Here is a 10,845-nt window from a genome sequence, read left to right as displayed (position 1 = left end):
AGTTGAACCCGTCTAACCGTCTGACCACATACTCGGCATGCCCATGAATGGGGCGCCAGGGGAGTAGGGGGAGTAGTGCGAGAGATAGTCAGACGCCACTTGGGGAAAGTGGTGGCGGGTGCCGCGGTCGCGGCCGCCGCGACCGCCGTGCTGGTGGGCGTCAATCTGCCGGGATCGGAGGCAGGCGGATCGGGGGACCGCCAGGCCAACGCGGCAGCGGCGAAGCAGGACGCCATCGCGAAGGACGGTGTCGTCGAGGCGGCGCCCCAGGAGGGTGAGAAGGGCATCGGCAGCGACCCGCTGACCGACGACGAGATCGAGCGGGCCGAGAAGGCGTCGGTATCCGGCCAGATGCGCTCCAGCGCCCGGGACGTCGAGGGGGACCGCGGCCCGCAGCTGCTGTCCACGAACCTGAGTGAGCCCGAGCCGGCCGACAACGGAGCCGCGGCCCCGCGCCGGGCCGAAGTCGTCTACTACGACTACAAGAAGGACGCCGTCATCACCAAGACGGTCGACCTGCGGAGCGGCAAGGTGGCGAGCACGGCCACCACGCAGAACGTGCAGCCGCCGCCCAGCCAGGAGGAGCTCACCGAGGGCGCCAGGCTGCTGATCGCCGACCCGCTCGGCAAGGGCCTGAAGCAGGACTTCAAGCACGCCACGGGCAAGGCGCTGACCGGCCCGCAGCAGCTGCAGCTGAGCGGCATGGTCTTCCGCAAGGAGACCGTCGAGCAGGTGCCGTCCAAGCTCGCCGAGTGCGGCAAGCACCGGTGCCTGCAGGTCGTCACCAAGGTCAAGAACGGTCCGTGGATCGACACCCGGGCCCTCGTCGTCGACCTGAGCACCCGCACCGTGGGCCGGCTCGGCTGACCGCCCTCCCGCGCACGACACCACCCATCAACTTCTCCTCGTCCGAGGGAGTTCACTCAGCAATGCACGTCAACAGAGTTTCGCGCGCCCGCAAACGGGCCACCATGGCCCTCGCGGTCACCGCGCTCCTCGGCGGCGCCGTCACCGTCGCCTCTCCCGCATCGGCCACCCCTCAGGCGCCCGCGGCCACCGCGGCCGACTGCAGCGACGCCTACAAGATCGAGCAGACCGTCGACGGCGGTACGACCTGGCGCATGTGCTGGCACTACAACACGCTCTCGGGTCTGATCCTCGACAAGATCAGCTACCAGCCCAAGGGTGAGCCCAAGCCCATCCCCGTCCTCACCAGCGCCCGGCTCGCCCAGGTCCACGTGCCCTACGACGACGGCCAGGCCGAGTACGACGACGTCACGGGAACCGACTTCGGCCAGGCCCTGCAGAACCTCAACACCGGTGAGTGTCCCGGCGGCACGATCAAGACCGTCAAGGTGCCCCACCGGGGCAACGTGAAGGGCCTGTGCACCACCACGCGCGCGCGTGGCCACGCCTACCGCCTCAACGACGACGCGTCCACCGGCGGCAACGGCAAGGTCTACACCGGCCAGGGCAAGGACCTGCTCGTCTACACCGTGAACAAGGCCTCCTGGTACGAGTACATCACCGAGTGGCGGTTCTCCTCGGACGGCACCATCACGTCCAACGTCGGCGCGACCGGCAGCCTCTCGCCGTTCGACTACGACGGCGGCGACAGCCGCGGCTGGCCCATCGGCAAGGGCGACCAGGCCAAGGCGGAGAGCCACGCGCACAACGTCTTCTGGCGCCTCAACTTCGGCCTGGACGGCTCCCCGAAGGCCAAGGTCGAGCAGTACGACTCCAAGGTGACCCCGCCCACCGGCGACGGCAGCCCCACCACCAAGACCACCCGCACCAAGGTCACCAAGGAGCTCGCGGGCGACAGCAAGGACATGCGCTGGTGGCGCGTGGTCAGCAACGCGGGCAAGAACAAGGACGGCCACCCCAGGTCGTACGAGATCGTGCCCGGGCCCAGCAGCAAGCACGCGGGGCGCCCCTTCACCAAGCACGACGTGTACTTCACCCAGTACAAGGCGTGCGAGCAGTACGCGAGCAACAACCCGGGCTGCCCGAGCGGCTCGCCGAAGAGCGTCGACAAGTGGGTGAACGGCCAGACCCTCGACCACCCGGTCACCTGGGTGCACATCGGCTTCCACCACATCGCGCGTGACGAGGACCAGCAGCCGATGCCGGTCCACTGGCAGGGCTTCTCGCTGGCCGCACGCGATGTCACCGCTATGAGCCCGCTCACTCCGCAGGACCTCGCCAACCAGAACGGCCAGCCCCCGCTGGGCGGTTGAGAAACCACCCTGCCCATCGGGCTGCACCGCCCGCCGCTCCCGGAGTACCCTTCCTTGATCGTTGACCGGGGGAGTGTCGCGGGGAGCGGAAGGCGGTGCGCGGGTGAGCTCGGGCGGGCGGGAGCTGCCCCCTGGTGACGAGGGTCACGAGGGGAGCTCCGCGGACGTACCCTCCGGAGCGGTGTCCTTGGCGAGGCCGATGGAGATGGGATCTCAGATCGGACCCGAACTGGACTGGGACGCCGACGCCTGGCGCGAGGTCCGTACGCGCGCCCAGCGGGCCGGACGCGCCTACATCTGGCTGAATCTGGTGGAACAGCGGCTGCGCGCGGTCGTGGCCGCTGTTCTGCGCCCCGTCTACGAACCCGTCCACGCGGAGGACTGGGTCGTCGCCGCGGCGGGCCCGGCCGGGCAGGAGTGGGTCCAGCGGGCCGTCGCCGTGCGCGAGGTGAGCCGCCGCAAGGGCTATCTGCTCGACCCGGCCGACGACAACGTCCTCAGCTTCCTCACGCTGCCGCAGCTGCGCGAGCTGATGGTGCAGCACTGGCCCTGCTTCGAGCCGTACTTCGACGACCGGCGCGACGTCGAGCTGGCCCTGGACGAACTGGAAGTCACCCGGAACGTCGTCTCCCGCAACCGCGCCCTGTCCGAGGCGGTCCTCGCCCAGGCCGAGCGGGCCTCGGCCCGGCTCCTGGACATACTCGGCACCGGCACCGACACGCCCTCCGAGCGGCGCCTGCCCGTGGACGCCGTGGAGGACCTGGTCGGCGACCGGTACGCGGACGTGGTGGGCGTGCACCCGGACCGGGTCAGGCTCCTGCGGCAGTTCCCGGCCGAGGACATGTTCGGCGGCGCGCGCCGCCTCGACGCCATCGGCATAGGTCTCAACCTCCTCGTGCAGAACTTCTCCGGGCGCCGCCTGGTGCGGCTCGCCGAGTCCGGCTGCCGGGTGCGCCTGCTCTTCCTCAACCCGGCGAGCAGCTCCGTCAAGCGCAGAGAGCGCGAACTGGGTCTGAAGAAGGGGGAGTTGAGCCGTTCCGTCGAGATGAACATCCTGCACATGCGCCGGGTGCGGAGCCGGCTGCGCGACCCGGGTGCCTTCGAGATCCAGGTATTCGACGAGACCCCGCGCTTCACCGCGTACCTGGTCGACGGGGACGGCGCGGACGGCGTCGCCGTCGTCCAGTCGTACCTGCGCAGGACGCGGGGGATGGAGGCGCCGGTGCTGGTGCTGCGGGGCGGCAGCCGGGTGGTCAAGTCGGGCGATCCGGGCGAGGGCGGGCTTTTCGCCACGTATCGCGAAGAATTCGAGCTGGCGTGGGCGGACTCGCGACCCGTGTCGTGACGTCCCGGTGCGCGCTGCGGCACGGCGAAGCGGAATGCGGCACTCGGATTGTCAGTGGCGCATGGGATCGTGGTGGTCACTGGGGGAAAGCACCACGAAGAAGGGGGCGGCCATGGGCTGGCACCGGGAGCTGCTGATCGGTTTCGACCTGGAGACGACGGGGACGGAGCCGAGCGAGGCCCGCATCGTCACCGGGGCGGTGATCGAGGTCAAGGCCGGCGAGACGCTGGGCCGTCGTACGTGGCTCGCGGACCCGGGAGTCCCGATCCCGGCCGACGCGGTGGCCGTGCACGGCATCACGGACGAGCGGGCCAGGGCCGAGGGCAGGCCCGCCGCCGAGGTGGCCGACGCCCTCGCGGACGTCCTCGCCTCCTACTGGCAGTCCGGCGTCCCGGTCGTCGCCTACAACGCGGTCTTCGACCTGAGCCTGCTCTCCGCGGAGCTGCGCAGGTACGGCCTGCCGTCGCTGCGCGAGCGCCTCGACGGCATGGATCCGGGCCCGGTGATCGACCCGTACACGATCGACCGCTCGGTGGACCGCTACCGCCGCGGCAAGCGGAATCTCGAGGCGGTCTGCACGGAGTACGGCGTCACCCTGGAGTCCGCCCACGACGCGGCCGCCGACGCCCAGGCTGCGGCCCGCCTGGCCTGCGCGATAGCCGACCGCCACCCGAAGGTCGCCTCCCTCGGCCCGGCGGAGCTCCACCGCCGCCAGATCGAGTGGTACGCGGCCTGGGCGGCGGACTTCCAGACCTTCCTGCGCAAGAAGGGGAACGCGGACGCGGTGGTGGACGGCGAGTGGCCGTTGCGCCTGGCCGACTAGCCGCGCCGACCGGCCGCGCCGACCGGGTCGGGCGTCGCGGGTCCTGCCGTCAGAAGGGGTACCAGCGGACCTCGGGGTCGCCGTCCCGCAGGGACGCCACGCGCCGGCGGAACTCGGCCAGTGCCTTCGGACTGGACGGCGCGTGCTGCGCGACCCACGCACAGCTCGCGGTCTCCCGGGCGCCCCGCAGCACCGCGCACCCCTCCCACTCCCGCACGTCCCACCCGTACGTCGACACGAACCCGTCGTAGGCCTCGGCGGAGAGCCCGTAGCGGTCGCGGGAGAGCGCCATGACGACCAGGTCGTGCTCGCGCAGGTCGAAGGAGAAGGTCTCCAGGTCCACGAGGACGGGCCCGTCCGGGCCGACCAGGACATTGCGGGGCAGCGCGTCCCCGTGGATGGGCCCCGGCGCGAGACGGGGTGTCAGTGCCGCGGCGGCCGCGGCGAATCCGTCCCTGCGCGCGCGCAGATAGTCCGCGTCGGCCGGGTCGACGGCGTCACCCGCGAGCCGCAGCCACCGCTCGACGCCACCGAGCAGTTCCCGGCGCGGCAGCTCGAAGGAGGGGGAGTCCAGCGCGTGCACACGACGGATCAGCGCGGCGAGGTCGCTCGGCTCGGCCGGGCGCACGGCCTCGGGAAGCCGGTGCCAGAGCGTCACCGGATGCCCGTCCACCAGACGGGCCCCGGGCTCGGCGGCGCGCACGGCGGGCACGCCCGCCTGCTCCAGCCACGCGGCGACGGCCAGCTCGCGACGCGCCCTTGCGAGGAGTTCGGGGGCGTCGCGGCCGACCTTGACGACGAAGTCGCCGACGGCGAACACCGCGTTCTCGCCGAGCGCGATGAGCCGCGCCCCGCTCGCCGGAACCGTCAGCTCCGCCGCGTCCAGTACGTCCCGCGCCCGTGCCTCGTCCATCCCGTGCCTCCCGCACCCGTTGCCCCGTTCGCCCGACAGTCTCGCATTCGCACTGGCCAACCGGTGTGCGAGGGCGCGCAGCTGCTTGACGTATCAGGACCGCGTCAGCACGATGACGGGGGCCGCCGGGGCGGCCAGACCTGCACGAGCCGCCCGAAGGAGCCGATTCCGTGACATTGGCGACCGCAACGAAGCGGTCGGCGCGAGGCGCGCAGGACCGCAGACCCGCGGACCTCGGCGCGTGGTTCCTCGTGCTGCCCGCACTGATCCCGATCCTCGTCCTCAGCGTCGGCCCGCTCCTCTACGGCATCGCGCTGGCGTTCACCGACTCCCAGTCGGGCCGCACCGAGCCCACCCAGTGGGTCGGCGCCCTGAACTTTCAGGACCTGCTGCACGACACGCTGTTCTGGGACTCGTTCCGGATCGGGCTGCTGTGGGCGTTCGGCGTCACCGTGCCGCAGTTCTTCCTCGCCCTCGGCCTCGCCCTGCTGCTCAACCAGCCGCTGCGGATGCGCTGGCTGGCGCGGGCGCTGGCGATCATCCCCTGGGCGATGCCCGAGGTGGTCGTCGGCATCATGTGGCGGCTCGTGTACCACCCGGACGCGGGCGTCCTCAACGAGACGCTCTCCAGCCTCGGCCTCGGGGAGGGCAAGGACTGGCTGACCGGCACCGCGACCGCGCTCTTCGCCGTGATCGTCGTCGGCGTCTGGGCCGGGATGCCGCAGACCACCGTCGCGCTCCTCGCCGGACTGCAGAACACCCCGCGCGAACTCCACGAGGCCGCCGCGATGGACGGCGCCGGCGCCTGGCGCCGCTTCACCACGGTCACCTGGCCCGCGATCAAGCCGGTCGCCCTCGCCATCACGGCGCTCAACTTCATCTGGAACTTCAACTCGTTCGCCCTGGTCTACGTGCTCACCCAGGGCGGCCCCGGCGGCCGCACCCGGCTGCCCATGCTCTTCGCCTACGAAGAGGCCTTCCGCTACGGCCAGTTCGGCTACGCGGCGGCCATGGGCTGCGTGATGGTCGCGGTGATCTCCGTGATCCTCGCCTTCTACCTCGTGGGCCGCCTGAAGGGAGGCGACGAGGCATGATGCGCACGAAGAAGCCGGCCCGCGCCGCGCAATACGTGGCGCTCGCCGCCTATCTCGTCTTCCTCGCCTTCCCGTTTCTCTGGCTGATCTCCACGGCCTTCAAACCCGCGCGGGAACTGGGCAGTCTGCACCCCACCTGGATCCCCGAGGACCCGACGCTGGAGAACTTCCGGCAGGCCTTCGACGAGCAGCCGCTGCTCCGGGCCGCGGGCAACTCCCTGATCGCGGCGCTCAGCGCGGCCCTGATCGCGGTCGTCATCGCCACCCCCATGGCGTACGTCATGGCCAGGCACCGCAACCGCGTGTCGAAGGCGGCGACCGGCTGGGTGGTGATCAGCCAGGCGTTCCCGTTCGTCCTGATCATCATCCCGTTGTTCCTGATCCTGAAGAACCTCCACCTGATCAACTCGCTGCTCGGCCTGATCATGGTCTACGTCGTGTGGTCGCTGCCGTTCGCGCTGTGGATGCTCGTCGGTTACGTCCGCGCGGTCCCCGCCGAGCTGGAGGAGGCCGCGGCGGTCGACGGCGCGAGCAAGGTGCGCACGTTCGTCTCGGTCGTCGCCCCGCTGCTCGCCCCGGGCATCGTCGCCACGGCGATGTTCGCCTTCATCACCGCATGGAACGAGTTCTTCTTCGCACTCGTCCTGCTCAAGACCCCGGAGAAGCAGACGTTGCCGGTCATCCTCAACCGCTTCATCGGCACGGAGGGCGTCGCCGACCTCGGGCCGCTCGCCGCGGCGGCGTTCCTCGCGACCATCCCCTCGCTGGTCATCTTCGCGATCATCCAGAAGCGGATCACGGGCGGCATGATGGCGGGGGCGGTGAAGGCCTGATGCGCACGACTCGCCTGCTGACCGTGGCCGCCGCCTCCTTCGCGCTGCTGCTCACCGGCTGCGCCGGGGACTCCGGGGACGACGGGAAGATCACCCTCCAGTTTCAGTCCCTGGCCTGGCAGAAGGAGTCCGTCGACGCCAACAAGGCGCTCGTCAAGGAGTGGAACGCCACGCACCCCGACGTCAAGGTCGAGTACGTGCAGGGCAGTTGGGACAGCGTCCACGACCAGCTGCTCACCTCCTTCGAGGGCGGCGAGGCGCCGGACATCATCCACGACGCCTCGGACGACCTCGCCGACTTCGCGTACGGCGGGTACCTGGCGGACATCGGCGGCCTGCTCCCCGAGCGGCTGAAGTCCGACATCCCGGAGCGGAGCTGGCAGACGACGACGTTCGACGACGGGACCTACGGGGTGCCGTTCCTCCAGGAGCCGCGGGTCCTGATCGCCAACGCCACCTGGCTGAAGGAGTCGGGCGTACGCGTCCCGACGCCCGGCAAGCCGTGGAGCTGGCAGGAGTTCCGGACGATCACCAAGAAGCTGGGCGACGGCAAGGACGGCAAGTACGGCGTCGCCTGGCCGCTGAAGGAACCGGTCTCCGCGACGCTCAACCTCTCGATGTCGACCGGCGGACAGGTCTTCCACCGCGGCGCCGACGGCAAGGTCGACGTCCGCTTCGACGCGGCCGACGAGATCATGCCGCGCACCGTCCACGACCAGGTCAACCAGGACAGGAGCGCGTCGGGCAGCACGCTCGGCATGGGCGGGTCCGACACCCTGCCCGGCTTCTTCGGCGGCAAGTACGCGATGGTCCCGCTCGGCTTCTCCTACCGCCAGCAGGTCGTCCAGCAGGCGCCCGAGGACTTCGACTGGCAGGTGCTCCCCGCACCGGCGGGCAAGGAGGGCCTCGCGCAGGGCGTCAGCCCGCAGACCCTGTCCGTGGCCGAGGACAGCCCGCACAAGAAGGAGGCGGTGGAGTTCATCGACTTCTTCCTCCAGCCGGACAACATGGTCAAGCTGGCCCGCGGCGACTGGATGCTGCCCACCGGCAAGGAGGCGCTGAAGGACCCCGCCCTGCGCACGGAGAAGGACGGCTGGGCAGCGGGCACCGCCCTCGCCGAGGACCTGCGCCCGGCACCCGCCCAGTCCGTGCGCGGCTACCCGGAGTGGAAGGACAAGGTCGCGACCCCGGCACTCCAGGAGTACTACAGCGGCGCGATCGGCCTCGACGAACTGAGGAAGCGCCTGGTGAAGGACGGGAACCTGGTACTCGCCCGCTACCAGCGCTAGGGCCTGTCCCCACCGTCCTGTCCCCACAGCCCTGTCCCCACAGTCCTGTCCGCACACTCCTGTCTGCTCCGCGACGCCTGCCGGGCGACGACGGGAGGGTGAGGACGGGGCCTGGGCCGTGCCCCCCCGGCGCTCAGTACCCTGGCCCGTTCCCCTGTCCGGCCCGGACGAGCCCCGATTCGTAGGCGGCGATGACGGCCTGCGCGCGGTCGCGGACGCCCAGCTTGGCGAAGATGACGGTGGCGTGGTTCTTCACGGTCTGCAGGCCGATCGCCATCCGCCGGGCGATCTCGGCGTTGTCGAGGCCCGCCGCGATCAGGCGGAGCACCTCCACCTCGCGCGGGGTGAGCGCGGAGAGGTCCGCGGCCTGCGGGAACGCGGCGGGCGCCGGGGTCACGAACGTGGCGAGCAGCCGGGTGAGCAGCCGCGGGGCGACGACGGCCTCGCCGCGGTGGACGGTGCGCAGCGCGGCGACCAGCTCCTCGGGCGAGACGTCCTTGGGCAGGAACCCCGAGGCGCCGGCCCGCAGGACGCCGACCACGTGCTCGTCCATGTCGAAGGTGCTGAGCGCGAGGACCCGGCACCCGGGCAGCTCGGCGGCGAGCCGCTCGGTCGCCCCCACCCCGTCGAGCACGGGCATGCGAATGTCCATCAGGACCACGTCCGGCCGGAGTTCGAGAGCCGCGGCGACGGCCCGCTCGCCGTCGCCCACCTCGCCGACGACCCGGACGGCGGGGTCCGAGAGCAGGATCAGGGACAGGCCCCGGCGCACCAGCGGCTGATCGTCCGCGATGAGCACGGTGATGCTCCCGGGCTCGTCGCCGGACCCGGCGCCGGACTCGTGCTCGGTGGAGGTCATGAGGTCCCGTCCTTCTCGTACGTGTCGTCGCGCGGGGGCGTACCGGTGGGCAGGGGGGACGTGTCGCCGGGCAGGGGCAGGCTCGCGGTCACCACGAATCCGCCTCCCTCCCGGCCGCCGGCCCGCAGGGAGCCGTCGTGCAGGGCGACGCGCTCCCGCATGCCCAGCAGACCGTACCCACCGCCCCGGCCGCTCCCGCCGGGTGCCCTGCCGTCACCGGCTCCGTCGTCGGCCACCTCGACGGTGACGCGGTCCGGGAGACAGTCGAGCCGCACCGTGGTGCGGGCGGGGCCCGCGTGCTTGCGGGTGTTGGTCAGCGCTTCCTGGACGATCCGGTAGAGCGTGAGGCCGACCGTCGCGGGCAGTTCCCCGGGCCGTCCGGTGACATGGAGTCGTACCGGCAGACCGGCGGCGGCCGCGTCGGTGACGAGCCGTTCGATGCCGTCCGCCCCGGGCTGGGGCTCCGACGGGGTCTCCTCGGGGGTGTCCGTGCTGCGCAGGACGCCGAGGAGCTGCCGCATCTCGCGCAGCGCCGTGCGGCCGGACTCCTCCAGGGTCACCAGCGCCTCGCGGGCCGTGTCGGGATCGCGGTCCAGGGTCGACCTCGCCCCACCGGACATCAGGTACATGGTGGTGATGTGGTGGGCCACGACGTCGTGGAGCTCGCGCGCGATGCGGCGCCGCTCCTCGGTCACCGCACGGTCGGCGAGGAGCTTGCGGTTGATGTCCAGCTGCCGTTTCCACTGCCGTACGCCGAGGCCCAGGGCGACGATGCCGCAGGGGGTGATCAGCGCGTCGGCGGCCACTCCCGCCCAGGGCAGGTCGGTGTGCAGGTCCCGGACGAGCTGCACGGGCGCGGAGGCCGCGGCGGCCAGGAGCACCGCGGGCCGCCCCGCGTACCGGGCCACGGTGAAGAGGGCCACGGCGACGGCGCCGCCGTAGCTGTTCGACATGGGGGTGCCCGGGTCGACGGCGAGTCCCAGGTTGACGGCCAACTGCACGGCGAGGACCGCCCCGAAGACCGGCACCGGGTGGTGGCGCCGGAAGGGCAGCGCGAGGACGGAGAGCGCGACCAGCAGCACGCCGAGCACGGTCACGCGCGCCTGCGAAGGGCCCACGTCGCCGGGGGCGAGGTAGGCCAGGACGTCGAGCCCCGTCGCGACGACGGCGATCAGCACGTCGCCGCGTGTCGGCCGAGGACGGTCCGCGGGCGGTACGGGAGGGAAGAAGTCGCGGCCCATCGGGGCGCCTCCAAGTCGAGCCGTTCGTCGGGCTCCGGTGTCCCGTCTCTCCCCACCATTAGATCTTGGCCCGCGGGCCCCCTGACCGGCGCAGGGGAGGTTCTTCCCCCCAGTACCCGAGTACTGGCCGGGGCGCGGGACCGGACTCGGGTCCCGGGTGCGTCCCCTTCCGGCGGCCGACGACCTCAAGGGGCCCCGCGTGATGACC

Annotated in this window: 10 protein-coding genes; 7 read left to right on the top strand and 3 right to left on the bottom strand. The window is 71.6% G+C overall.

Features of this window, described 5'->3' with window-relative positions; all coding sequences use genetic code 11:
* Positions 1-108: 108 nt before the first annotated feature.
* From ACZ592_RS16350 to ACZ592_RS16335, 4 genes are all read left to right on the top strand, one after another.
* A complete protein-coding gene (locus ACZ592_RS16350) occupies positions 109-867 on the top strand; it encodes a Tat pathway signal sequence domain protein (protein ID WP_471582465.1) in 759 nt (252 codons plus the stop codon).
* Between the two features lie 62 nt (positions 868-929).
* Positions 930-2,240 carry a copper amine oxidase gene (locus ACZ592_RS16345; RefSeq protein ID WP_471582208.1) on the top strand — a complete coding sequence of 437 codons (1,311 nt, stop codon included), beginning with the start codon at positions 930-932 and terminating at the stop codon, positions 2,238-2,240.
* Positions 2,241-2,343: 103 nt separating this feature from the next.
* Positions 2,344-3,585, top strand: coding sequence for an SAV2148 family HEPN domain-containing protein (locus tag ACZ592_RS16340; protein ID WP_471582207.1), 1,242 nt, complete (start codon positions 2,344-2,346; stop codon positions 3,583-3,585).
* 112 nt (positions 3,586-3,697) lie between these two features.
* The gene (locus ACZ592_RS16335) at positions 3,698-4,408 is read left to right on the top strand and encodes an exonuclease domain-containing protein (protein WP_471582206.1); all 711 of its coding nucleotides are present in this window, start codon (positions 3,698-3,700) and stop codon (positions 4,406-4,408) included.
* Positions 4,409-4,457: 49 nt separating this feature from the next.
* On the opposite strand, the gene ACZ592_RS16330 is transcribed toward ACZ592_RS16335, so the two are convergent.
* Positions 4,458-5,321, bottom strand: a complete 864-nt coding sequence (locus tag ACZ592_RS16330; protein ID WP_471582205.1) for a phosphotransferase enzyme family protein — start codon at positions 5,319-5,321, stop codon at positions 4,458-4,460.
* A gap of 170 nt (positions 5,322-5,491) precedes the next feature.
* Between ACZ592_RS16330 and ACZ592_RS16325 the strand changes: the two genes are divergently transcribed.
* From ACZ592_RS16325 to ACZ592_RS16315, 3 genes are read left to right on the top strand one after another with little or no spacing between them, the layout of a single operon-like run.
* Positions 5,492-6,415, top strand: coding sequence for a carbohydrate ABC transporter permease (locus ACZ592_RS16325; protein ID WP_471582204.1), 924 nt, complete (start codon positions 5,492-5,494; stop codon positions 6,413-6,415).
* The gene (locus tag ACZ592_RS16320) at positions 6,415-7,248 is read left to right on the top strand and encodes a carbohydrate ABC transporter permease (protein WP_471582464.1); all 834 of its coding nucleotides are present in this window, start codon (positions 6,415-6,417) and stop codon (positions 7,246-7,248) included. The genes ACZ592_RS16325 and ACZ592_RS16320 overlap by 1 nt, the downstream gene beginning before the upstream one ends.
* Positions 7,248-8,537: an ABC transporter substrate-binding protein gene (locus ACZ592_RS16315; RefSeq protein ID WP_471582203.1), complete on the top strand. Its 1,290-nt coding sequence runs from the start codon at positions 7,248-7,250 to the stop codon at positions 8,535-8,537. The genes ACZ592_RS16320 and ACZ592_RS16315 overlap by 1 nt, the downstream gene beginning before the upstream one ends.
* A gap of 133 nt (positions 8,538-8,670) precedes the next feature.
* On the opposite strand, the gene ACZ592_RS16310 is transcribed toward ACZ592_RS16315, so the two are convergent.
* Positions 8,671-9,396 carry a response regulator gene (locus ACZ592_RS16310; protein ID WP_471582202.1) on the bottom strand — a complete coding sequence of 242 codons (726 nt, stop codon included), beginning with the start codon at positions 9,394-9,396 and terminating at the stop codon, positions 8,671-8,673.
* The gene (locus tag ACZ592_RS16305) at positions 9,393-10,637 is read right to left on the bottom strand and encodes a sensor histidine kinase (RefSeq protein WP_471582201.1); all 1,245 of its coding nucleotides are present in this window, start codon (positions 10,635-10,637) and stop codon (positions 9,393-9,395) included. Before ACZ592_RS16305 ends, ACZ592_RS16310 begins: the two co-directional genes overlap by 4 nt.
* Positions 10,638-10,845 lie beyond the last annotated feature (208 nt).

It is taken from the genome of Streptomyces sp. NPDC040622 (genome assembly GCF_055593965.1).
Note: the sequence above shows the minus strand (reverse complement) of the source record. Positions and strands in the feature narration are given on the sequence as shown.